The sequence below is a fragment of the Nitrospira sp. KM1 genome (genome assembly GCF_011405515.1).
Classification (GTDB): domain Bacteria; phylum Nitrospirota; class Nitrospiria; order Nitrospirales; family Nitrospiraceae; genus Nitrospira_C.
Genome location: NZ_AP022671.1, coordinates 2,174,455 through 2,197,539, shown reverse-complemented (window position 1 = coordinate 2,197,539; position 23,085 = coordinate 2,174,455). Strand labels below are relative to the sequence as shown.

21 protein-coding genes are annotated in these 23,085 nt (G+C 54.0%); 13 read left to right on the top strand and 8 right to left on the bottom strand.

Translation table 11 applies throughout. The annotated features are described in order from the left end of the window. Positions 1 to 24: 24 nt before the first annotated feature. From W02_RS10105 to W02_RS10080, 6 genes are all read right to left on the bottom strand, one after another. Entirely contained in the window at positions 25 to 342 is a 318-nt protein-coding gene (locus W02_RS10105) for a multidrug efflux SMR transporter (protein WP_173047297.1), read from the bottom strand. A gap of 8 nt (positions 343 to 350) precedes the next feature. Further along, the gene (locus tag W02_RS10100; RefSeq protein WP_173047295.1) at positions 351 to 530 is read right to left on the bottom strand and encodes an NADH-quinone oxidoreductase subunit J; all 180 of its coding nucleotides are present in this window, start codon (positions 528 to 530) and stop codon (positions 351 to 353) included. Continuing rightward, positions 506 to 697, bottom strand: a complete 192-nt coding sequence (locus W02_RS10095) for an NADH-quinone oxidoreductase subunit J (RefSeq protein ID WP_255458583.1) — start codon at positions 695 to 697, stop codon at positions 506 to 508. Before W02_RS10095 ends, W02_RS10100 begins: the two co-directional genes overlap by 25 nt. 195 nt (positions 698 to 892) lie before the next feature. Further along, positions 893 to 1,678 (bottom strand): GNAT family N-acetyltransferase, encoded by a 786-nt coding sequence (locus W02_RS10090; protein WP_173047291.1) that lies wholly within the window; start codon positions 1,676 to 1,678, stop codon positions 893 to 895. Positions 1,679 to 1,799: 121 nt separating this feature from the next. Continuing rightward, complete coding sequence (locus W02_RS10085; protein ID WP_173047289.1) at positions 1,800 to 2,654, bottom strand: universal stress protein; 855 nt, start codon at positions 2,652 to 2,654, stop codon at positions 1,800 to 1,802. A 240-nt stretch (positions 2,655 to 2,894) separates the two neighbouring features. Next, a complete protein-coding gene (locus W02_RS10080; RefSeq protein WP_173047287.1) occupies positions 2,895 to 3,368 on the bottom strand; it encodes an Hsp20/alpha crystallin family protein in 474 nt (157 codons plus the stop codon). A gap of 294 nt (positions 3,369 to 3,662) precedes the next feature. Here W02_RS10080 and W02_RS10075 point away from each other — a divergent pair, with 294 nt between their 5' ends. The 11 genes from W02_RS10075 to W02_RS10025 all read left to right on the top strand — a co-directional run bounded on the left by W02_RS10075 (position 3,663) and on the right by W02_RS10025 (position 14,455). Beyond that, positions 3,663 to 4,199: a hypothetical protein gene (locus W02_RS10075; protein WP_173047285.1), complete on the top strand. Its 537-nt coding sequence runs from the start codon at positions 3,663 to 3,665 to the stop codon at positions 4,197 to 4,199. Between the two features lie 27 nt (positions 4,200 to 4,226). Further along, positions 4,227 to 6,956 (top strand): cation-translocating P-type ATPase, encoded by a 2,730-nt coding sequence (locus tag W02_RS10070; RefSeq protein WP_173047283.1) that lies wholly within the window; start codon positions 4,227 to 4,229, stop codon positions 6,954 to 6,956. A 647-nt stretch (positions 6,957 to 7,603) separates the two neighbouring features. Further along, positions 7,604 to 8,029 (top strand): cupredoxin domain-containing protein, encoded by a 426-nt coding sequence (locus W02_RS10065; RefSeq protein ID WP_232068706.1) that lies wholly within the window; start codon positions 7,604 to 7,606, stop codon positions 8,027 to 8,029. A gap of 59 nt (positions 8,030 to 8,088) precedes the next feature. Next, on the top strand, positions 8,089 to 9,039 hold the full coding sequence (locus tag W02_RS10060) for a universal stress protein (protein ID WP_173047281.1): 951 nt from the start codon (positions 8,089 to 8,091) through the stop codon (positions 9,037 to 9,039). A 53-nt stretch (positions 9,040 to 9,092) separates the two neighbouring features. Continuing rightward, on the top strand, positions 9,093 to 10,031 hold the full coding sequence (locus tag W02_RS10055; protein WP_173047280.1) for a universal stress protein: 939 nt from the start codon (positions 9,093 to 9,095) through the stop codon (positions 10,029 to 10,031). 29 nt (positions 10,032 to 10,060) lie between these two features. Continuing rightward, positions 10,061 to 10,279, top strand: coding sequence for a DUF2934 domain-containing protein (locus W02_RS10050; RefSeq protein WP_173047278.1), 219 nt, complete (start codon positions 10,061 to 10,063; stop codon positions 10,277 to 10,279). Beyond that, entirely contained in the window at positions 10,266 to 10,592 is a 327-nt protein-coding gene (locus W02_RS10045) for a hypothetical protein (protein ID WP_173047276.1), read from the top strand. The genes W02_RS10050 and W02_RS10045 overlap by 14 nt, the downstream gene beginning before the upstream one ends. A gap of 51 nt (positions 10,593 to 10,643) precedes the next feature. Beyond that, positions 10,644 to 11,654, top strand: coding sequence for a hypothetical protein (locus tag W02_RS10040; RefSeq protein WP_173047274.1), 1,011 nt, complete (start codon positions 10,644 to 10,646; stop codon positions 11,652 to 11,654). After that, positions 11,651 to 12,715, top strand: a complete 1,065-nt coding sequence (locus W02_RS10035) for an alcohol dehydrogenase catalytic domain-containing protein (RefSeq protein WP_173047272.1) — start codon at positions 11,651 to 11,653, stop codon at positions 12,713 to 12,715. The genes W02_RS10040 and W02_RS10035 overlap by 4 nt, the downstream gene beginning before the upstream one ends. A 53-nt stretch (positions 12,716 to 12,768) precedes the next feature. Then, positions 12,769 to 13,617 (top strand): universal stress protein, encoded by an 849-nt coding sequence (locus W02_RS22135; RefSeq protein WP_173047270.1) that lies wholly within the window; start codon positions 12,769 to 12,771, stop codon positions 13,615 to 13,617. 508 nt (positions 13,618 to 14,125) lie between these two features. Next, the gene (locus W02_RS10025; protein WP_173047268.1) at positions 14,126 to 14,455 is read left to right on the top strand and encodes a helix-turn-helix domain-containing protein; all 330 of its coding nucleotides are present in this window, start codon (positions 14,126 to 14,128) and stop codon (positions 14,453 to 14,455) included. 284 nt (positions 14,456 to 14,739) lie between these two features. Here W02_RS10025 and W02_RS10020 read toward each other — a convergent pair whose 3' ends face one another. Together W02_RS10020 and W02_RS10015 are read right to left on the bottom strand one after the other, a co-directional pair. Beyond that, entirely contained in the window at positions 14,740 to 15,435 is a 696-nt protein-coding gene (locus W02_RS10020) for a hypothetical protein (protein WP_173047267.1), read from the bottom strand. 266 nt (positions 15,436 to 15,701) lie between these two features. After that, a complete protein-coding gene (locus W02_RS10015) occupies positions 15,702 to 16,598 on the bottom strand; it encodes a type II secretion system protein N (protein ID WP_173047265.1) in 897 nt (298 codons plus the stop codon). Between the two features lie 292 nt (positions 16,599 to 16,890). Here W02_RS10015 and W02_RS10010 point away from each other — a divergent pair, with 292 nt between their 5' ends. Continuing rightward, the gene (locus tag W02_RS10010; protein WP_173047263.1) at positions 16,891 to 18,684 is read left to right on the top strand and encodes a ShlB/FhaC/HecB family hemolysin secretion/activation protein; all 1,794 of its coding nucleotides are present in this window, start codon (positions 16,891 to 16,893) and stop codon (positions 18,682 to 18,684) included. A gap of 13 nt (positions 18,685 to 18,697) precedes the next feature. Continuing rightward, a complete protein-coding gene (locus W02_RS10005; RefSeq protein WP_173047262.1) occupies positions 18,698 to 23,083 on the top strand; it encodes a filamentous hemagglutinin N-terminal domain-containing protein in 4,386 nt (1,461 codons plus the stop codon). The last annotated feature ends 2 nt before the right edge of the window (positions 23,084 to 23,085 follow it).

The following is a 23,085-nucleotide window of genomic DNA, read 5'->3' as shown; positions in this document are numbered from 1 at the left end:
CGGGAAAGCGGGATCATGGTTCGACTATGAACTTGAGATTTTGAGGGCGACGATCCCAATGACAATCAAGGCAATACTGAATAGCCGCCATCCATCATGCGATTCACCGAAAAGAATCATCCCAAGGATGGCGGTGCCCGCGGCCCCGATGCCCGTCCAAATGGCATATCCGGTTCCAACCGGAATGGTCTTAAGGGCCAGCGCGAGCATCCAGACGCTTAAGGTCATCGACACGCCGAAGAAGACCGTGGGCCACGGGCGGCTAAATCCTTCCGTGTACTTCAACGCGATAGCCCAACCGATTTCAAAAATGCCCGCGATGATGAGATAGACCCATGCCATGATTACCTCTATCGGTGAATGCCTTTTTCGGTGAATGGTGTCTTGGCCAGGACAATCGATCCGACTATCGCGACTGTCAGAAAAAGACCGATGATCTCGAACTGCAGAGCATAATTACTGAACATCTTGATGCCGACCGCGTGCGTATGGCCTTGCTGCAATATCATTTCCGTCGGCGTGTCTCCCATGCTCCTTCCAGGGGAGTCTGCACCAGTAAGAATGCCACGTAGCCAAACCCGATCGCCGTCGGAATCAGCACATGCAAGGTCTTGGAATGGAAATACCGTTCGTCCGTTTTCAGATTCAGCAGCATGAGGATGAACAGATAGAGCACGGGAATCGCTCCAGCATACACAATGACCTAGGGGATGCACGCTCCCACGAAGTGTTTGGGTTCTGCCGATGCGTTCTTATAGCCTTCGCAGTGCGCAGTCGCAAGAAAACAAAGGACCTACCTGATTGAAGAGAACTTGACCTACAACATGGCTGAGCGTTTCGATCACAAATGACTTTTAGAGAAATTACTAGCAGACCCCTGAGTCTGTCGACTCTACAGCAACAGAAAACGACACACGAGGATTGGGTTTGAACTTCGATGGTGCCAGGAGGATTCGTCGCGAGTTGATAGGGAGTGCCGATAAATAAAGATACTTAGGTCATACGACTTCCGTTGAATGAAAACGTTCAAGGTTTCTTTGCTTTTGCGGTTACTCTCCTTTGCCGGACGCTCCAGATCAGCTTGTGAGTTGCAACGCATCGAGTAGTCGGAAACCGATGCTCGTCCGATCCCGTGAAGCACCGTATTCCTGGCGATCTGTTCCGCCCGGGCCACGCTCATCTCCGTGGGAATCAACGACAATTCAATCTCCATATCGGCCCCCTCATAAGCTTCGTGCGCCGTAAATCGCGATTCCCGGAATACCTCGCGCATAGCCATATTGTCTGCATGCGTCACGGCCCAGAGACGAGTAAATTCATGGCGGATCGCCAGCACGGCGAGGCGCTCGAGAAGAATGGTTCCCAATCCTTTCCCGTGGAACTCATCGGCCACCGCCATCGCTACTTCAGCGCTCTGTGCGTCTCTCGCCCAGTACGAGCCTGCAGCCATCACGCGCAAGGAGCCTTTCTGTGCCCGCATGATCAGCACCGTCAGTTGCGATTGCGGGCATGACGAGTCACACAATGCCGAGACGAGAACGGGCGAAGGCATGCTTTCTGAGAAAAAGCGGCCTCGTCTCGACTCGGGCGACAGATTTTCGACGAACTGTTGCATCAACGACGCATCCGACGGCTGGGACAATCGTAGCCGCGCCGTCATGCCGTCACGAAGAAGCACGCCACTGGACTCCAGAGGATCCGATCTCAACGGCGGGATTGCCTCGGCTTGCATCGGGGTGGCACGCCATCGCCTATCTCACAAGGCGCGCTGCAGGGCAGCATGAGCAGTGACGCTCCCTTTAGCGAACGACGAGTATGGGACATCGAACCCGATGTGCGATCGCATGGGAGGCGCTTCCCAACAGGAAGCGTTCCAACCCTCGGCGTCCATGGGAGGCGACGACAACAAGATCCGCTTCTCTCGATTGGGCAGCGACCGTTTCAACAACGCCCCCTACTAGGACTCGTGTCGTACCATTGTATTGAGGCGACTGCAGGGCCGCAGCCATTCTCCTTACAAGATCTTCCGCGTCAGTCATTGCGGTATTCGAAACCCCATATTCCGGGATGGGATACGGATTAAGCGGTTTAAGTGGCACCACGACATTGACAATACGGACGCGAACAGAATTAAGAAAAGGATATTTGAGTAGCCAATCCCGAAGATAATCGGCATCTTCCTGTCCTTCTACGGCTACTAGCACCTCATGAATCGGTCTTGAGTCTCCTTTCACGACCAAGGTGGGACGGTCGGCCTGCAGTAGGACGCGATGCGATACGCTCCCGAGGATGGCTTCTGTAGCCCGGTTTCGATTGCGCGATCCAACCGCGATCAGATCTGCATTGACTGTTCTCGCGGTGCGAATAATAAGGTCGGCCGCATTGCCGATCTCATTAATCTTTTTCACCGAACAGGATTCAAGCCGGATCGCATTGGCTGTACTTTCCAAGATCTCCTGTCCCGCGGTCGTCACGGCTGCGCGATAGTCATCATAGCCCTGAAGGTTAGCTATTTGCACGAGGGCAGGATACTTGAAAATGCCTAAATCGATTCCGTGCACGAGAGTGATCTCAAGAGGACGATACAGCTGCAACACTTGATGTACCGTAGCAATCGATTCGTCTGACCAGTCAACGCCTATGACGATTTTCATATGGTCTCCGTCTTATATCGCAGCCAACTCACGATAGGCGGATATGTCCTTCAAGGCGGTTATCACTTCCTCAACAGGCAGATTCGGCGCGCTCAGAACGCGAATCGTCCCTGCACGTGGGCACATCCCGTGTCATGAACTCTCACACTTTCATGATATCCCTGCTCCATGCCCCCTTCATCGCGCGTATGGCAATTAGCTGATGGCGTGCGATGTGGTCGAACTCTAAATCGTGCGAGCTCAGGCAACTTTAACTTCGATGGCTTTCGGTTTCGCTTTCTCTGATTTGGGAAGATGCACTTTCAGAACTCCCTCTTTATATTCTGCGGTGACCTTGGATCCATCAGCGTCTTCAGGCAGCGTAAAGCGTCGCATGAAGCTACCGTAGGCCCGCTCAACTCGATGGTACTTCTTCCCCTTGTCCTCCTTTTCATACTTCCGTTCGCCGGTGATCGCGAGAACATCGTCATGAACATTGATCTTAATCTCTTCCTTTTTCATCTCCGGGATTTCAGCCTTGACGATGTATTCCTTCTCGTCCTCCGTGATATCAACCAGAGGAGACCACTCGGACACTGAAATCGCCTCTTTCTTGTCCCCCGTCCTAACGCTAGGAGGAGGACCGAAAAAACTTGTCAGACGTTTTTCCATATCTTCAAAATCCTTCCAAGGATTCCAGCGTCCGACCGTTTCCCACCTCGTCAAGGCATTCATAACATCTCCTTCCTGTAATGGTGGATACCCGATTTGATCTTTTCACACGTGATAACCAACCTCTTGCCATGGCCATAATGCATTGATGATGCCACCGGCGCTAAATACTCCTGCAAAACCGTACATATTGCAGATCAATCGTTTGCTCAGTGCCATTCCTAAATAATTCTCGAATTGTAGATTTTAAGGACAGTACGGAATATCCGAGTGTGGATTCTTTCGACATTGTAAGGGCAGCATCCATAGAAGCTGAGATTCTGTTGTGGCAAGTCCATTGCTTCCATAGGCCCGCAAATGCCTAAACGCATTGTAATCATTCAAGGTCATCCCGATGCCGGCTCACGCCACTTCGGACATGCCCTTGCAGACAGATATCAAAAAGGGGCATCAAATAACGGAGATGATGAGCGGTCTGTTGAGGTGGCGAAGCTGGAGTTTCCACTTCTTCGGACTAAGGACGACGTTGAAAAAGGAGGGTTCCTGAGTCGCTTTAGTATGGTTCAGCAAGGTATGCAGTGGACGGATCATTTACCCTTCCGGCTTGGCGCAATGCCTGGGACATTAAAGGCTTGTTTGAACAGACGTTTCGGCCAGGATTTGTGTTTGAGTGCCAAGCGTCAGGGAAAATGGCTAAGGAGGTGTCGGGACAATATGCCCACATGTCCCAACAATGGGCATGCCTGTGTTCATATGCCGATGGTGATTCAGATCTCACAGCATGAAAACCTCAAGCGGAATATACTGGCTTCTTGTGGGATTGTCCCTGGTTCGGGTGACTCGCTTGGTTCTATCGAATCCATGCAAGATAGGTCAGCGAGCAAATTCCGCTGATACATCATCCATCGTACGGATCTCCGGATGACGCCCATCGGCCAGTCTTGGCATCTGAATTCAATAAATGAGCTGATGTGTGAGCTTGAGACAAGTTCCGAAACGGGTCTTTCAGGGCCTGCAGCAAAACTCCGTCTGCAACAGTACGGACCCAACGATCTTCCCAAAGCAGTATCCATTTCTATCCTCAAGCTCTTTCTCTCTCAATTCATGAGCGCCATTGTCGGCGTACTCATAGGGGCCGCGCTTATATCGGGACTATTGGGTGACTGGATCGATACGGCTGCGATTATCACCATTGTATTTCTGAACGGCGTATTCGGCTTTGCCCAAGAATACAAAGCCGAACGTTCGTTGGCTGCCCTTCGCCGTATGACAATTACTCTGACTCGAGTGATTCGGGATGGCGTGCTCCAATCTCTTCCAGCCCAAGACATAGTGCCCGGAGATCTCATCATCTTGGAATCCGGCGATTACGTCCCCGCCGACGCTCGCTTAGTATATGTCGCGAACTTCAAGACCCAAGAAGCGTCAATGACGGGCGAATCGGCTCCTGTTACGAAGAGCACCGCACTGTGTCTGGACGCAGACGTCCCCGTCGGCGATCGAGTCAACATGGTATTCATGGGCACGGCCGTGGTCTCTGGGAAAGCACGTGCCCTTGTGGTGGCGACCGGACTCCGCACTGAGCTGGGCCGCATCGCCGCGATCATGGAGACTGCGACGAAGTCAAAGAGTGCGGAAACGCCCCTTCAGCGCCGGCTGGAGCATTTCGGCTATACGGTGTTGTGGCTGGCGCTCGGGGTTATATCCGTTGTGTTCGCGTTGGGGTATATCCGAGGCGAGCCGTCGATGACGATGTTCTTGACGGCGGTGAGCCTGGCCGTTGCGGCGGTGCCTGAGGGGCTTCCCGCGGTCGTCACGATCACGCTGGCACTGGGGGTGACCCGCATGGCGAAGCGCCATGCCTTGATCCGCAAGCTGCCCGCGGTGGAAATGTTGGGATCCGCCACGGTGATCTGTACCGACAAGACCGGGACCCTTACAAAAAACGAGATGACCGTCACCGGACTTTTTGCCGGAGGTGATAGGTTTACCGTCAGTGGGGAGGGCTACCAGCCTGTCGGCATGATTTCTTCAGACTCGGGCGTCATGCAGGGAACGAACGGTCAAGCGTTGCCCGAGGTGGTGCGCCAGTTGTTGACTGCTGGAATGTTATGCAATGGCGCGACTCTGCGCGAAGAGGAAGGGACATGGAAGGTGTTTGGCGATCCGACGGAAGGCGCGCTGCTGGTCGCAGCCGCCAAAGCGTCGCTCACGTCCAAAGGACTGGAACCGACGCATCGATTCCTCGGTGAGGTGCCCTTCGATGCCGAACGTAAACGGATGACCGTCGTAATGCAGACGTCCGAAGGTCCTGTAGCCTACGTCAAAGGTGCACCCGATATGCTCATAAACTGTTGCACCTCGTACATGACGCGGGACGGCGGGGTTGAGCCCCTGACGACCGGTATGCGTGGGGCGATTCGTGACGTGAACAGCGGATTCGCCCGCGACGCATTGCGCGTCCTTGGGCTGGCCAGTCGAGTGTGCGGACCGGTGCCAAAGACCTTCCGGGAAGACGAATTGGAACGCGACTTGGTGTTTCTCGGACTCGCGGCCATGAAGGATCCGCTGAGGCCCGAAGCGAAGGCGGCCGTCGGCGCGTGCCGTGAGGCCGGGATTTTCACAGTCATGATCACAGGCGATCACAAAGAGACAGCTGCCGTTATTGCCGGAGAACTGGGGATCGTGGCGGGCATGGATGGGGCGGTGACCGGATCCGAATTGGATCGGATCACCCAGGCGGAACTAACGGCGTGCGTGGACAGAGTGTCAGTCTATGCCAGGGTGTCGGCGGAGCATAAGATGCGAATCGTGGGGGCATGGAAGCAGCGAGGGGCAGTGGTGGCCATGACCGGAGATGGAGTCAACGACGCGCCGGCGATCAAGGCGGCGGACATTGGCGTGGCCATGGGGATCAGCGGAACGGACGTGGCGAAAGAAGCCGCCGACATAGTTGTGACTGACGACAACTTCGCCTCGATTGCCGCGGCAGTGGAAGAGGGACGGGTCGTTTTCGACAACATCCAAAAGACCGTTCACTTTCTCCTGTCATGCAACATGAGCGAAGTGCTCGTCATGCTGTTTGCCGCGCTGCTGGGTTTGCCCCTTCCACTTCTGCCGATCCAGATTCTCTGGATGAATCTCGTCACCGACGGCATTCCGGCATTGGCCTTGGCCGTGGACCCCAAGGCGCCGGACCTCATGCAACGTCCGCCCCGAAATCCGGAGGCCCGGTTGTTGGATGCCGGGAGGTTGCTGGCCATTGCGGGCGAGGGGCTGATGCTGGGCAGTATCGCCCTTGGAGCCTTCAGTTACAGTTTGTTCATTCTGCATCAGGATCTGTCGCAGGCAAGAACCGTTGCCTTCACCGTGATGGTGATGGCCCAACTCGTACATGCCTTCAACTGCCGGAGCGAACGCTTGTCGCTCTTTCAAGTGGGTCTCGGGACGAACCGCGCCCTCTCGGGAGCTTTCTTGCTCTCAGGTGCGGCACAATTGGCCATGCTTACTGTTCCTGTGGTGGCCCCGGTGTTCAAGGTTGTGTCACTACCCATCGAGGTCTGGGCATTAATGGGTGCCATGAGCCTTCTGCCGCTGGGGGTGATGGAAGCGGTGAAATGGTTCCGGCGACGGTATGACCGTGTTCATTAACATAATACGCATGCAGAAGAATCAGGTGGTGAGTTGGGGTAGGTATTCTAGAGTTCAAACTGCGCCGCAGGATTGTTCCGAGCCGTCAACCGCCGTCAAGATATTCATTGATCAGCCATCTTCATCTGGCCACGCACAAATCTCAATGACATTCACCCGGACACAGAAACATGAAATAGACGAAGACGACCAACGCAAATACCATTGCCCCCACGAGTAGCCACCTTCTTGTCGTCATTATCCCTTCTCGGTTTCAAAATGTGTTTCAAAGCCGGTATCAGCAATTCTGGTGCCGTCACGATTTGTAAGAAATGTCACCACGTAACCTACGAGCGATTCGTAGATGTCCTCTTCTGCTACAGCCGATGTATTGGCGGTGTGGCAAGGTTCCCCTCAAGCCCAAGAATCTTCACCGCCTGATCGGCCTGAGGCGGTAAACCCTTGAAACTTGACGTGGCACTCCCATCCAGAACCGTTTGCGGTGATGGCACCACCCTTGCTGAATGATTGAGTGCCGGAATACGAAGGGTGATCAATGCGGGAGCGACGGCGGAAAGGTGATTCGAACAGCGGGTGTGCAGTGTGAACTGCCCCGCTGCCCATCAGGAATACACAAGAGGACAAGGCGCTCTGACATGGAGGTGGTTATGAAGAGAGTTGAGGGTGTGCAGATCATCGGACTTCTACTGCTGTCCGCAACAATTGCTTTTGCATTTCCTTCGCAAGTCGCGTCGCAATCCGAACAACAGTCCGTAGATATCACAATCAAAGACTATACATTTGTCACGGTCCAAGGATCACTTCGCCTTGGCCGTCCCACCGTGCTCAACATCCGTAACGAGGATAAAGAGCGTCATGACTTTGGTTCGACTATGTTGGAAGGCCTTCCTGCGACAATCGAAAAGGACGGGATCGTCGTATATGGCAGAGGGCTTGGCGGAGTGATGCTCGATCCCCAACGTGATGTCACCATCCGTTTCAATACCGACCGACCAGGACGCTACAAATTCCAGTGCTCCATCCACCCGGAGATGAAAGGGGAGCTCTTGCTGTTATTCGTAGAGGGTGTCTGATCGATGCAACTGGAAAATGTTTCTGAACAAGGCTCCGAGGGAAAAGGAGATTGACAAGCATGGCACCGATCAAGCGACTTCTACTAGCGACCGATTTGTCACGGGAAGCACGTAGTGCTGAATTGTGGGCGTGCGCGATGGCTGCTTCTTGGAATGCCCATCTCATGGCTATGACCGTGTTGGAGTTCCCCGACGGAGTCGATCCTGATCAGGCGGTCAATCAGGATCATCTTGTGGAACGAACTCGTGAGGCTTCCGACAAACTCATGAACCTGAAACAGTTTGCATCGGGGAAACAACTAGACGTCGAAATTCGGGTGGCGACGGGGCTTCCCTGTGATTTGGTACGGCTCGTGGCCGAGGTCGAGAAGGTGGACATGATTATCGTGGGAGCGAAAGGAAAACACGGTTTGTCTCACGGTGGATTGGGAAGTACGACAGGTGCAATCATTCGAACGGCACCCTGCCCAGTGCTTGTCGCGCCCAAACAGGGCAATGAACAGGTAAAGAGTCAGGTTCTCGATCGCATGCTTATTCCGATTGATTTTTCTGATTGTTCCCTGGATGCGTTGGAGTATGCGGTGACAATCGCAAGGCAATCACACGCCTCAATTGAATTGCTTCACATTGTCGATCCAGCATGCGAAGGGATTGACGATGCGGCAGATGTCAGATCGCGGCAGATAGCAATTAAAAACCTCACAAAACGGTTGGAAGAAGTGTCGGCAGGGCTCCTCGCCGGTGGAATTTATTCCACGATACGCGTGGAGATGGGCATACCATCCGATGCGATTATCAATCGTGCATCTGAGGCCTCACACAGCCTGATTGTCATGGGTGTTCACGGTCGTCGTGGTCAAACATGCAGTGTAGCCGGCAGCGTAACTCAATCCGTATTGCGAAGAGCCAGTTGCCCGGTCTTGGTCGTTCGTACCCCAAAGTTTGGCTTGGAACACAATCGTCGGGCAACTGATCAGACCTCACGTGAAGCATCGGGAGCATCACGATGACCATTGTCCGTGAGTATCCGATCTCGACGGTTTGGGTTTAGGGGTACGTCATCATGACGTTAGCGAAGCGACTTCTGTTCGCCACCGACTTTTCAGATCAGACCCTGCGGGCGGAAGATTGGGCATGTGCGCTTGCAGCGTCCTGGCAAGCCCCTCTGACCATCATAACCGTATTGGAATTCCCTCGCGGTATGGCCCCTTCGTTTGCCGTAAACGAAATCTATCTGACAGACAGATTGCGTGAAGCTACGGAACTTCTCACTGATCTTAAGAGAAGAGCCACGCAAAGAGATATCGACGTGTCGAGCAGGATTGCGACCGGCATTCCAAGCGAGGAGGTGATTGCCGCCGCATTAGCTGAGAATTCTGATCTCGTCATCGTAGGGATGAGAGGAAAGAGCGGATTGGCTCATGCCTTGCTGGGGAGTACGGCGGAGCGGGTGATTCGGACAGCCCCTTGTCCTGTATTGGCCGTGCATATGCCCAAGGATCCCGGCCAACTCAGGCATGAGGACATCAGCCTGAATCGAATCCTTGTTCCTGTCGATTTTTCTGATTGTTCCCTGGACGCATTGGAATACGCGGCCATGGTCGCCGGTCAGACAAAAGCTTCACTCGAAGTTCTTCACGTACTAGAGCCCGTCTACTATGGACTTGATTTCACCTTTGAGCGAACCGAGCAGCGGGACCAGAGACGAGATAACCTCACAAAACGTTTAGATGAACTGGCTGCCTCCCTTACGAAAGCTTCGATTAAGGTTTCCACTCGTCTTCGCGGAGGAGTGCCCGCCGATATGATCATCGGCGAAGCGACGGGATCGTCGAGCGATCTTGTGGTGATGGGTACGCATGGCCGCCGTGGACTTTCTCATCTCATGGGTGGAAGCGTGGCCGAGGCGGTGTTGAGGCGGGGTAATCATCCGATTTTGACAGTCCGAAACCTAAAAACATGCCCTGGTCATCGGCGCATAATTCCAAATCAGATTTCTTGATACGAACAATCTTTTCAAGGAGAGGGCATATGGTAGCTCGAGTTGGAAAGAAACAAAACACCGGGAAGATGAGTCACGATACGAGTGCGTCGGAAAAACTCGTTGAACGTCCGGACAGGATCCAGGACCGCATCTCCAACGTGGCATACCATCTATGGGAACAGCGTGGGTGCCAAGAGGGAGATTCGGTCAGGAACTGGCTGGATACTGAAGCCATTGTCATGGAGCAAATTCGTGAAGCCAAGTGAGCAAGGTCCCGGATTCGAGACTTCGCGTAGTCCGTCCCTTGACGCAGTGTTGGATCGTCTGCAGAGGCTTTCCCTCAAGTCGGAATTCGCGCTCCAGCGGGAGAAAGCGCTCACGCGCGCGCTCAAACCCTATGTAGAGGGTAGCACGGGAAGATTCATTGCTCCGCTTCCACAGGAAACTGAACTCGCCCGACTTGTTCTGATCTGCGATTTCTATCCGGAAGATGGGCAACTTACGCTGATTGAACAATTGCGGGATGTCATCACGGAACACATTCCCAATGAAGAGCGGGCGTGGCTCGACCCGCTGTAGCATTCGTATCTTGATCTCCTCCAACTGACAGATACGCCCAAGGTTGCAGAGATGCTTCATCTCCAGTCCCGGGGCGACGGATTAACATTCATCGTCCCGTTCGAACCGTTTGCCGGGAATCTTGTTGCCGGACAGATGCTGCTTACACGTCTCATTCGCGATCCTGCAGCGCCTGAATCAGAACGCAGATATTGGGCCGGATCCGGCATTATCCTATCCCAAGATGAAGGAGGCGCGCTCTATGAGGCCGCGCGGGATTGGGAGCGCAACATGGAAATGTCGTCCGGCTCGCTGGTCCTAGGTGACTGGCAGGAATTTACCAAGCGATTTGGCCATATTCTCTTATGGGTCCTGGCAGAGCTGCGATTCGCCGCCTTACTCGATGCGTTTGCCCATATTCGGTATTGCAATTCTGATGGGCAGCCTAACCTCTATGCGGTCGCTCTCTATGATCAACATGAACATGCCCGATTTGAGCAGGAGTTGTCTGAGATGACGCCGTTTGAGCGGGCGGACCAGGTTCATCCCGCAACCGGTGCCACCGGGGTCACGTGGTTTCAGCGTGACATGATCAACCAAACCAAAGAAATCGTGGCAAGATTAACACTGACTTCTTCCCAACTTATTGTGGAATGCGACGGCCCGGAACGGCTGGATTCCATTAAGCACCGCCTTGCCTCGGTGTTCGGGTTTTCTCTCCATTTTCGCGGCGAATCGGTGACTCCACCGACTAGGAAGATTTCTGCGGCTGAATTGTCCTCCAAGAAACCACTCACTCTTGTTGTGCCAGAACATGAGGATCACGCACTCCTCAAACAGCTGTTGGAAAAAGCGTATCTCGAATGGTCTGATCAACCTCACCACTTGCTCGAGGGGCAGACACCCCGACATGCAATGGCGTCTCAGGCATCACGGGGTAGAGTGGCAACCCTAATCGATGAAATGGAAGTAAATGATCCCGGTGTGTGGAGAACCGGAAGGCCTGCATTCGACTACAACATCCTTCGCAGTCATATCGGCATAGAAGAATCTCGGGGGATACGAAGGGAGCAGCAGGTATGAACACTATGCGCGCCAACGTGTTTCATGGGATCAACCAATGTCGAGTGCAGGAAGTCGAGCGGCCGACCGCCGGCGTCGGCGAGGCTGTCATCCGGGTCACGTTGACCACGATTTGCGGCACGGACTTGCATATCGTCCGAGGAGAATATCCTGTCAAGTCCGGGCTGATCATCGGCCATGAACCTGTGGGTGTCATAGCTGAATTGGGTCCCGGCGTGACTGGCTACCGTGTCGGCGAACGAGTACTGGTGGGCGCCATTACGCCGTGTGGGCAATGCCGCGCATGTCTGTCCGGTCAATTAGCCCAATGTGGCCATGAGCAGGGCTACAAAGCCATAGGGGGATGGCGCTTTGGAAACACGATCAATGGGGCACAAGCTGATTATCTACTCGTTCCTCATGCGCAAGCCAATCTAGCCAAGATTCCTGATGACCTCACCGATGAGCAGGTTGTCTTATTGGCGGACATTGCATCGACCGGGTTCAGCGGAGCCGAATCCGGAGGCATCCGCATTGGAGATTCAGTCGCGATCTTTGCTCAAGGTCCAATCGGTCTTTGTGCAACGATCGGCGCCAAGCTGCTTGGGGCGGCGCGAGTCATTGGAATAGATGGTGACGAAGACCGCCTGGCGATGGCCGCACGTTTGGGGGCGGATGTTGTCCTCAATTCCCGATCGTCTGATGTTATAAGAGAGATTCAACGTATAACAGATGGAGGAGTCGACGTGGCTATCGAAGCGTTGGGAACCCAGGAGACATTTGAGAGCGCGTTGCGCAGTCTCAGGCCTGGCGGAACCGTATCGAGCTTGGGGGTGTACTCGGGTAAGCTTCAAATTCCCTATGAAGCCATCAGCGCAGGTATTGGTGATCACCGGATCGTCACCACTCTTTGCCCGGGCGGCAAGGAACGCATGCGAAGGCTCATTGAAATGGTACACCATCACCGAATTGATCTGACCCCGCTCATCACCCATCGGGTTTCGCTCAATGATATTGGGGAAGGATATCGGATTTTCGGTGAACGACTCGATGGTGTCTTGAAGGTGGCCATCAAGCCTTAGAAGGCGGCACGATCGAAACTGTAAAAATTGCAGGTCATCGAGGAGAATCAAGAATGAAGACTCTTGTCGCCACGGATGGATCAAAACATGGACAATGGGCAATCGAATGGATGGCCCGCCTGCCGTTCATCACCCCCCCGACGGTTCGAGTCCTCCACGTCGTTGATCTGGCAAGCCTACGCGCACCTTTCTTAGTTCAACCGATGGTTGCCGGCACGGAGCACTACATACGTGCCGAGGCCGAACGCCTCGAACGCACCGCAAAGACTACCCGGAAAAGCTCTGCGACTTTGTTAAAGTCATTACATTTACGTGGCGGCGTCATGATCGAGCGTGGTCCCGTGGCCGCTACCATTACCAAGCACGCGGATCGAGGTTATGGCCTCCTCTCAATTGGATCTCGCGGCCTTGATTCAATCGACAGATTCATGTTGGGGAGCGTCTCCGAACATGCTATCCACCATGCACCCTGCTCCGTTCTCGTCGTAAAAGAAGCGCCTCGGTCCATTAAACGGATTCTCATTGCGACTGACGGCTCGCCTTCGTCAACGAAAGCTATCCAATATATCGTGAAAACCTTCTCGGCGCCTTCACGAACCGGTCGCAGTAAGCCGATAGCCGTGAGCCTTGTGTATACGGTTCCCGCTTTGGAATACCCGGAGATCGGCAGATCCGTCGTAAAGACAGGCGCCGCTCTCTTCCTTAAATCAGGATTTGCCGTGCAATCGACTGTCCGAGTCGGAAAACCCGCGGTCGAAATTCTGAAGGCTGCCCAAGAATCAAAGGCGGATCTGATTGTCACCGGCGCGAAGGGATTAGGTGCTATCCGGCGGATGCTTCTCGGGAGTGTGTCGACCCGCGTCGTACGACATGCCACCTGCTCAGTACTGGTCGTAAGATGAGTGGAATGGGAATGTTAAGATCCCAAATCTAGAAGCCAACGCTGATGGCCTTGATGTGATCACGGCTTCGCAAATGCCGGAATTCATATCTTTACAATATGGAGATTTGGCGTTCAGAGCGATACGCCAAGGCCGTTCTGCGCCAGTTTTGTGCTAAAACACATCGGATCCCTTAACCGATGCAACCTGAGAGTAAGTCACAGAATCTCAGAACCCGCTGCAATTGGAACAATCGGGGTCGAACCTACGGTCCGCTGATTAAGAGGCCGCTCAGGGGTATTTTCACAAGGGTTTGATCGGTCAGCGGTTTCTCCGTTTCCCACTTTTTCAATTGATCCCGAAGACTCTATCGAGTCTATTGAGTCGATAGAGTTTAGGATTTTGTATCATGGCGATGTACTAGCGGGCTGTCTGCGCCAGAAATGTGATATTTCGGACTCGGAGGCCCGCTGCTATCCAATCAAACAGCCAAAAGTCAGCGTGCCCTTGCCAGTATGCCAATTGTGATATGACACGTGCGACAGTCACCAAAGGGAGCGGGAATGTGTTTCGAGATTTGGGATTTTCCGAAGAAAAGTCCGCTGAACTCATCCTGAAAAGCAGCCTGCTTCGGGCGCTTCAGGAAACGATCAAGAGGCGAGGATGGAAGCAGGTGGAAGCAGCGGCTCAGCTAGGCATCGACCAAGCCAAGGTATCAAAGCTCTTGGCAGGCCGGATGGCCGGATTCTCCATCGAACGTCTTGTGCATTTTCTTTCTCTGCTGGGTCAAGATGTAGAGGTCACTGTTCGCAAGGCTTCTCGCGGAGGGCGGCGGGGAACGGTGCGCGCAATGCTATGAAACACCGAGAACGATCTTCTTGATGGCATAGGATAGTGTTTGGCTGTGGTAGCAGAAGTGCACTTCCAACACAGTAGCGGTTCTGAAATTACCGCATCAAGGAAAGTGCCATCTTATCAATGACAACCCGCGGGAGGGCTAGTCTGCTAATAAGACCTTCGCGCGCAATTGCGATGTCCGCTCATCCCACTACGAGATCGCTTATCTTCGCCGGCTTTATTTGAATCATTGTATTTGGTCGATCATCCATCGATCCGGAGCAACTCGCCATCAGTTGATGGCGATTAGAAGTGGTAGGCAATGCCGCCAATGCCATTGAATGCCGAATATTCACCGCTCAATCCGAAATTAGGGTCGAGATTGGAAAACGTTGCCCGATTATATTTGCCTTCCAAGAACAAACCCCAGGTTTCCGTGAGGAGAATTTTAATTCCTGTGGAGAGATTGAGCCCCGGTACAACCTGTCGCCCGGAGATTTGACCGGTGCTCGAAAAATAAAACGCGCCGGCTCCAACGCCCACATAAGGCTGAAATACTTTTCCCGGATAGCGTGCAACCACATTGAATGCCACGGTGATCAGCCGCATACGGCTTTCGGTCAATTGAAGAGTGCCCTGGCGGTACACGGACTCCGCACAGCTACCAATGGCTCCCTGACAGCCACCATTGATAGATACGGTAGGCGGCTGCTGAAAGGGCGTATACACAATTCCTTGAGCAGTCGTAATAGACTGGTTTTTAATGGTGGGGGTGGTCGTAAACGCCTCGACTTCGACCCCCAACCAACTGAAGCCCTCTTCCTTGAAAAAGTACCCCGCCTTTCCGCCCACAATTGCAGAAGACTTGAGCGCAATGTTTGTAGCCTGAAAATTCTGAGTCACTTGGCCGAGACCTTTACCGCCTGTCGTATCGCAGGCAGAACCAGGACAGAGGAAGGAACTGAATTGCTGTTGAGCCAGCCGATCTCCTAGCGTATTCATCGTCACATCCTTCAGAGATTGTGGGGCGCTCCATCCTCCGTACCCTGCGACGTACCATTCGGCTGAGACGCGTGGAATCCAGAACATCAGGATTTGAGCGTATATTATGACAATGCAGACCAGGCCACGATTCATAAGCCGTGTGTTCACTCCGTAACGAGACAAGAATTGCAGTGCTCAGCCAACGACGCGGGGCGACAGTGCCTTTACGGCATGACGCTCCCATTACGCATAGATTAACGTTCAGTAAATTCAGAATCGGCGTGTTAGCGGATTTCGTAGGAAAAGGTGAGGGGCGTTCCGTCTCGGAGGAAATCGATTGTGACAGACCGTTCGTCCTTCATGTGCTGCAGGCCGGCGACTAACATGGAAGGATCGCGAATCTCGACCCCATTGATCCGTTTCAGGACGTCATCCGTCTGCAGCCCAAGTCTTCCAAAGAAACCGTAAAAATTAACTTGTTCAAGTCGGAAACCGTCTAATCGGTTGCCGATGAATTCGGGGACCGGTTGAGCGTGTTGAAACAACCGCGGAAGATCTTCTATCGCCTGACGTAACTCTCGACGATCGACCGTCCGGACATCGCCCAAGCGTCTTGCACGGACTGACATCGCCGTCGCCGGCTTGGGCGGAAGAGCCGGCACGGTGAGTTTTGCAAGTTCCAAGTGCAACCATTCTTCCTGAGCACCCCGGCGAAAAAGTACCTTATCTTTTTGTATCTCCGCGATCATCCCAATCTCAGGAACGGTGTCCTCGAGATGGAACAGGGTCTGCTTTTTGGAAGAAAGTTCCTCCACAATGACCAGTCCTCCCGCGGATGTTTTCTGCACGATGCCGATGAGCGATAACTTCTGTGACACGTTCAAAGGAGGAGGCGGCGCCGTGGTGGTTCCGCCACCACCCGCTTCAAACAGTTGTTGATGCGGCGCTACAGCGAAGAGACCGCCCAGCAAGATCCCTTTTGCCAGGACATTGGGATCGGCCGAGTGTACTGAAGCCTTCGATGGAGTTGATTGCATGATCGGTTCATATGCCGGTGTTTCGATCAAATAGGCGACAAAGGCATTAACCGAATGAGCAAGAACAAACGTCATCACCAATCCATATGCTGCGCCGATGAGGCGACGACTTGTCGCTCCTCGAAATGTTCTGAGTATGCGCATCAAGGAATCCTTCGTTCCGACATAGGAAGGACGACATCATACTCGAAGTGACGGCATGTGGTTCGCTTCTTCCCGTCCCTGAACCAAATTAACCGCCCTCCAATCGCTCGATAACATTCACGTAACACACTGCCGGTAGGTCTGTGTGCGTGGCTGGGGGGTCGTCAGCCGGTCGTTAGTGAAGACGCCGGCATCGTGGCCGCGGAACGATCTTCAGTCGGCGCGTCGGCCGTAGTACGGGAGAACGGGGAGGGTGTCCACATGGATGATGGCCGGACTCTGCTGTGGTTTCATGATGATTGAATGTCTGGCATATCCTGGTATAGCGACGGCGCGCGACGCGAAGACCACTTCAGATTCCGTTCGCACCACCGGCGACAAAACGCTCGCTCAATCCTCTCAGACTCCGTCGACGAATCCCGGCAAACCGGAAAAGCAGGAGCCTCCCGCCGGTACTGAATCGGCTCCGCCGGCACCGGATGTCAAGGGTTTCACAATCGATCGCTATGTCGTGGAAGGCAATACCATTTTCACTTCAGAGAAAGTCGAGTCGGTTCTCGGAAAATATAAGGGAAACGGACTCACGATCAAGGATATCGAACAGGCACGGAATGACCTCGAAAAAGCATACGGCACTGCAGGCTATCCGACCGTGACGGTGACCATCCCCGAACAGACGATCGAGCAGGGCATCGTGAAGCTTCAAGTGGTGGAGGGTCGTCTCGGGTCTATTGCCGTGGTGGGCAACGAGCATTATTCCAAACAGAATATTCTCGGGAAGCTGCCTTCGCTCAAGCACGAAGCGCTGCTATACGAACCGGCCGTCATGAAGGAGTTGGATGCGGCCAATGCCAATCCCGACCTGAAAATTGCCACCGTGCTCAAGCCGGGAAACGCGCCCGGGCTCGTCAATCTTGAGCTCAAGGTGAAAGATCGTCTTCCTGTACACGCTCGGCTGGAAGCCGACAACAAAGGTCCCATCACGACGCCGAGAGACCGCATTACCGCTGAAGTACAACACGCCAATCTTTTCGGAGGAGACGAGATCCTTTCCGTTACAACTGTCCAGACCCCGACGGACTGGGGAAGAGTGCAAAATTATGGAGTGAGCTTTGTCACCCCGATCGTCTGGCCGAGTCAGTTGCTGGCAATTTACGCGTCAAAGTCCATCAGCAATTCCGTGCTGGCCGGGTTGACCCTTCCGACCGGAGGAACCGGCGATCTCTCTATTGCAGGCAATGCCACCATTGCAGGATTCCGGTACATGTTCCCGATTACCAAACTCGACAAGGGATCGCACCAGTTATCGGTTGGAATGGATTACAAGCATTTGGATAGAACCGAAGGCACGTTTCCCGAGGACATTGGAACCGTCACGGTCTTGAGTGAAATCCAATATACGCCCATGTCCGCCGGCTATACCGGGCTGATTCCAGACGACTATGGATTGAGCAAGCTTGCCTTTGCGATCAAGGGATACGTCGCGGGAATGATTCCGGGGGGATCGAAGGAAGATTTTGCCGGTACCGGCCAGCCCGGCGAACCAGATTTCAAGCCAGGAGTCCGACGTGGTTCGACCGGGACGTTCGTCGCACTGCAACCGGTGCTGGAGCGGACACAGATTCTTCCCAAAGAGTTTTCCCTGTTCCTGCATCTGGACGGCCAATGGGCGAGCGAGCCGCTGCCTCCCGCGGAGCAATATTTCGCAGGCGGGATGGATACCGTGCGTGGATACGACAACTACGAAACCGTCGGGGACAGTGCGGTGCGGGCTCGTGTGGAACTGAACACTCCTGAACTGTTTGAGATCCCGATCGACAGATTCTGGCAGCGAAAAAAAAGCGCCGACTACCTGTTCCGATTTCGTGCTCTTGCATTCTACGATCGCGCCAGATTGTGGGTCGATCGGGCACAGCCCGGCCAGCAGAACCGGTTTGATCTCGAGGGCGTCGGTGCCGGCATCCGAGTGAAGTTTCCAAAAGATTATGGCGAACTAAAGCTCGATCAGGGCTGGGCCTTACGGCAAACGGCGTTTACGAACAAGGGAGATACGTTCGTTCACTTTTCCGTCAACGTCGCTTTTTAGGACGAGCATACGTATGTGTAGAACATGGAATCAGCGGCTCTCGATGTTCATGATCTCAGTGCTCTTGAGCGAACTGTTCTTTGCTCCCTTCGCGGGCGCCAATCCGGTCAATCCAAATGTGGTGGCGGGGCAGGCTGCGATTTCCGGCCTCGGGACGTCTCATGTGACCGTTCAGCAAGCCTCTCAACGGGCCATCATCAACTGGCAGCAATTTAACATCGCCCCCAACGAAGTGACGCAGTTTGTCCAACCCAACGCCAATGCGATTGCGTTGAATCGAATCTTCGACCAAAACCCAAGTCAGATATTCGGGAAGTTACAAGCCAACGGCCAAGTCATCCTGATGAATCAGAATGGGATCATCTTTGGACCCAACGCGCAGGTCAATGCAGCCGGGTTCGTGGCCTCTTCCCTGCATATGTCGGACGCGAATTTTCTTCGAGGGCACTATCTCTTTGAAGGAGGCGGTCTCGAAGGCATGGTGAAGAATGCGGGAGCCATCCACGCTCCTAATGGCATTTACCTCCTCGCGCCGAACGTGGAAAACAGCGGCGTGCTCACGAGTCCCGGGGGCAATGTGGTTCTGGGTGCGGGGAAGACCGCCTACCTATCCAATCGCCCGGACGGTCGCGGGTTTCTTGCTGAAATAACGGCGCCGGTTGGTCAGGCAGTGAATCTCAAGCAGATCGTCGCCGACGGGGGGCAGGTCACATTGGCCGGGCGGGTTGTCAATCAGGCCGGCCTTATCCAGGCCAACACGGTGAGAGAGAGGAACGGAAAGATCGAGTTGCTCGCGAGCGAAGCGGTGACCCTCCGGGACGGGAGTCGGACAATTGCACGGGGCGACATGGCCGGAGTATCGCAAGGGGGGACCATTGAAGCCATCGCCGATTTGAAGACCGGCACGGCGTCGTTTGAAAAGGGCGCGGTGGTTGACGTATCCGGTGGCAAGCTGGGAGGGGACGGTGGATTTGCAGAGGTGAGCGCCGCATCTGTAAAGCTTGGTGGTCAGTTTCTGGGAAATACTGCAACGGGATTTCGTGGCGGCCGATTCTTAATCGATCCGACAGTCGCCACATCGACCGTGGGACCGGGAGAATTCGTGAGTTTCGAAAACAGCGGCGCTTTTGAAGTCGAGTTCCGCTCGCCTGCGGGTACAGACTTGACCGTGACCGGCTCCTATGACTTGAAGGCCTGGCAATCTCCAGCCGTCACTTCTCGCACCCTTACGTTCACCGCCGGCAAGGATCTGAAATTTGTGAACGCGACGTTGATCAATAGCGGGACGGCGAAGTGGGACTATATTGGGATCGCTCAGCAGGGGGATGTGCTACTTACCAACTCGACCATTGCAACTGGGGCGAACTATATAGGGAGTTCCACACCAGGAGCGGGAGGTAACATTTCGTTGTTTGCTCCTAATGGCAGCATCAAGCTCATCGATAGCCTGGGTGGGAGCTTGTCCACTGTCCGCACTCCATCGACGGGCGGCGACATCACGCTCATTGCGAAAAACGACATCGTGAGCGCGAGCGCTTTGGATCAAACTGGAAAGTTTCTCAAAGGGATCAGGCTGGAAGGCCCTGGGAATTTAACCATCGACGCGGAGAAAAATTTCATCGGCGGTCGGGTTTCTGGTTTCGTGACTGGACCAGGATTCGTGCTGACGAACGGCGTTGCGAATGTGACGACCGGAGGCAATATCGGTGGAGCAATAAAGGGCATCGGTAACAGCGATGCGGATGAGTATGCGAACTTTACCCTGGCAAGTGGTACCATCAATCTTTCCGCCGGAGAGAACATATATCTCGGAAGAATTCAGGACAAAGGTTTATCGGATATCAGAGATGTCAGTGTGCTCATTGGGTGGCCTGGGCATCCAGATCAACGCCTTACCTATGACCCTTCCAATCAAGTTAATCTTGTTGCCAAAGGCGACATTTTCCTAAACCCACGCGCTGTCCCCATACCTGGAACGAGTGGTTCGAATCGGGATCAAGCACGAGCCACGTATCCAGCTTCGTTCAGCGCTAATTCCGAGACAGGTCGCATCGTGGTCGAGAACTCGGTCACATTTTGGCCATCGCCTACCGGGAAGATCACGCTATCGGCTCAAAAAGACATAGTAGGGCTTGCCACGACAATAAGGGAACCGGATTATTCCAATTATGTATTCATCTTTATTGGGACTGAGGCGCAGGTGCAACAAGGAAGCTGGAAGCTCGTTCCTATTGTGGATGCAAACACTAAGGCTGAATATGCACCTTATCGAAAATGGATTGCTCCATCTCAACGCCAAGACGACCGACCATTCCCGACATTGCCCAGCATTCCTTCTGACATAATGAAACAGGTGCCTTTTATCGAAACCACTTCGCGTATTCCTCAGATACGTATCATGGAGACAGATCCAGCGGTGCTCATAGATGCCCTGTATGCCACTCCGTCGAGACCGTTTGATGCACAATTCGGAGCGATCTTGTCTAAAACCCTCGACACGGTCTCACCGATTGCTCCGGTACCGGTCACCGTTGAATCCAGGACGGGCAGCATCAAAACATTGGCTTTTGACTTCACCAGCTATGGTCTTCCGAAGCAAGTCACAATCTCGGCGAAGCAGGATATTGCTCAAATCAATGCCGAGATCGGCGTCCCGCAGGGAATACAGGCAGTCGTGTCAGCCGGCCACAATATGGATTTTAGAAAACCTAACGGCTTCCAGGACAATACGGGTATTACATTCATCGGCACGGGGACCGGCCGTGTTCAGGTGAAGAACGATCTCAACGAACCAGGTGCAGGAAAACTTGATCTTGCCGATAGCATCGGTATCCAGAGCCGGTCGGCGCCGTTCAGAGTTGGTCTGGGGCACAACAAAGGTGGGCTCGTCGACATCGCCGTGGCGGGCGACCTTATCATGGATCAGTCCAGGGTTATATCGCACAACGGGGCGACCATTTCGATTCATGGCATTGGAACCGAAACAGTGACTGATACCAAAGCCGGCACGCTCGATCCGATATCAGGCAAGCCGTTCGCGATTATAAAAAACCTGAAGGGAGAACTGGTCTCGACGGAAGTACTATTCGACGGCAATCCAATATCGTTGGACAATGCGACTCTCCTGGCAGGACCGACCACGCTTCACGTGTCTCTTGTCGAGCGGAACGGAAGTCTATTTGTCAATAATGGAGAGCGGGTCCAAGTGGTTCGGGTGGAAGGGCAGCCACTGGTCGTCGACAAGATCATCAACGGTACGCCGACCTCTGTTCTGATTCTTGCTGGAGGAGGGCAGACGTTTCTGGCAAGAACGGCTGATGTTTCGATGGTGACAGCATCAGGCGGGAAGGTAGTGGTCGGGAATAATATTCCATCTCCCCTGGGAGATACTGGGATTCTCACGCTTCGAGGTGGGGCGATCGATATCAAGGCGTCCGGCGACATCGATGTCGATAAATCTCGCATTGCCACTTTTGGCGGAAGAGACCTACAAAACTTACTGTATCGCGCCGGTGACATTAATCTTGTCTCCACCAATGGAAATATCAGTGCGGGAAGCGGAAGCCGGAATGACGTCGTGAAATTCGTTGTATTGGAAAAAAACGCAGATAACACAGTCAACCCCGACCGCAGCTTTGTCGCCGATGTCCCCGGGAGCGGCGTGTTTTCTTATCATGCTGACGATCAGAAACCTGGGGACAAACTTGTGTTTCCCCGGTTTGACGACCCTCAAATCCGGGCGCTCGGGAACGAAATCTTCAAGCAAGAGTTCCTAGGGCGGGATGCGTCGGCTCTCCGCACGGAACAAGCAAATCTGCTGGCACAGCGGGAACCTGTGTTCTTGCAGACCGTTGAAAGATTCATCCGACCGCTCCAGCTTGGCAACATTTCCATGTATGCAGCAAAGAAGGACGTGATCGTTCCCGAAGCGGGCATTCGAGGACGCAGGATCGGAATCTTCTCGCCGAATGGGATCATCGATCTGCAAGGCGGGATCATTGAAGGGAGCGTCACGATCGCGTCGACAGCGATCAAGGGGGACATCGGGAAAAGCTTTGTCGGCGCGCTCACTGCGACAACAAGTGCAGGAGGAGTATCCGGCGGCGTCGGCAGCGGCAGCAGCGGCGGCAGTCTTGGTGGATTAACCGGCACCACAGGGTCGGTGTCAGCCGCCGCCACGTCGACCACTGCGGCTGCGTCAAGCAGTGCGATCAAGGCCACCGACGATGTGAAAGAAGCCGCATCCGAGATTGGTTCCGCTCAGGCCGAGGCCAAGGCCAAGCAGGTGGTGGCCAAGGCCGGCGACAAAGACAAGGATTCACGTAAGGTGGCGCAGACGATCAAAGCCAAGCACGGAGTCATTATTCAAGTCGAGGCCAAGCCGCGGACGGGCGGCTAAGG

Bases quoted from the DNA above. Each gene is read 5' to 3' on its own strand.
- W02_RS10105 (WP_173047297.1), bottom strand. From the start codon at position 342: ATGGCATGGGTCTATCTCATCATCGCGGGCATTTTTGAAATCGGTTGG.
- W02_RS10100 (WP_173047295.1), bottom strand. From the start codon at position 530: ATGGGAGACACGCCGACGGAAATGATATTGCAGCAAGGCCATACGCAC.
- W02_RS10085 (WP_173047289.1), bottom strand. From the start codon at position 2,654: ATGAAAATCGTCATAGGCGTTGACTGGTCAGACGAATCGATTGCTACG.
- W02_RS10080 (WP_173047287.1), bottom strand. From the start codon at position 3,368: ATGAATGCCTTGACGAGGTGGGAAACGGTCGGACGCTGGAATCCTTGG.
- W02_RS10075 (WP_173047285.1), top strand. From the start codon at position 3,663: ATGCCTAAACGCATTGTAATCATTCAAGGTCATCCCGATGCCGGCTCA.
- W02_RS10070 (WP_173047283.1), top strand. From the start codon at position 4,227: ATGACGCCCATCGGCCAGTCTTGGCATCTGAATTCAATAAATGAGCTG.
- W02_RS10065 (WP_232068706.1), top strand. From the start codon at position 7,604: ATGAAGAGAGTTGAGGGTGTGCAGATCATCGGACTTCTACTGCTGTCC.
- W02_RS10060 (WP_173047281.1), top strand. From the start codon at position 8,089: ATGGCACCGATCAAGCGACTTCTACTAGCGACCGATTTGTCACGGGAA.
- W02_RS10055 (WP_173047280.1), top strand. From the start codon at position 9,093: ATGACGTTAGCGAAGCGACTTCTGTTCGCCACCGACTTTTCAGATCAG.
- W02_RS10050 (WP_173047278.1), top strand. From the start codon at position 10,061: ATGGTAGCTCGAGTTGGAAAGAAACAAAACACCGGGAAGATGAGTCAC.
- W02_RS10040 (WP_173047274.1), top strand. From the start codon at position 10,644: ATGCTTCATCTCCAGTCCCGGGGCGACGGATTAACATTCATCGTCCCG.
- W02_RS10035 (WP_173047272.1), top strand. From the start codon at position 11,651: ATGAACACTATGCGCGCCAACGTGTTTCATGGGATCAACCAATGTCGA.
- W02_RS22135 (WP_173047270.1), top strand. From the start codon at position 12,769: ATGAAGACTCTTGTCGCCACGGATGGATCAAAACATGGACAATGGGCA.
- W02_RS10025 (WP_173047268.1), top strand. From the start codon at position 14,126: ATGACACGTGCGACAGTCACCAAAGGGAGCGGGAATGTGTTTCGAGAT.
- W02_RS10020 (WP_173047267.1), bottom strand. From the start codon at position 15,435: ATGAATACGCTAGGAGATCGGCTGGCTCAACAGCAATTCAGTTCCTTC.
- W02_RS10015 (WP_173047265.1), bottom strand. From the start codon at position 16,598: ATGCGCATACTCAGAACATTTCGAGGAGCGACAAGTCGTCGCCTCATC.
- W02_RS10010 (WP_173047263.1), top strand. From the start codon at position 16,891: ATGATGATTGAATGTCTGGCATATCCTGGTATAGCGACGGCGCGCGAC.
- W02_RS10005 (WP_173047262.1), top strand. From the start codon at position 18,698: ATGTGTAGAACATGGAATCAGCGGCTCTCGATGTTCATGATCTCAGTG.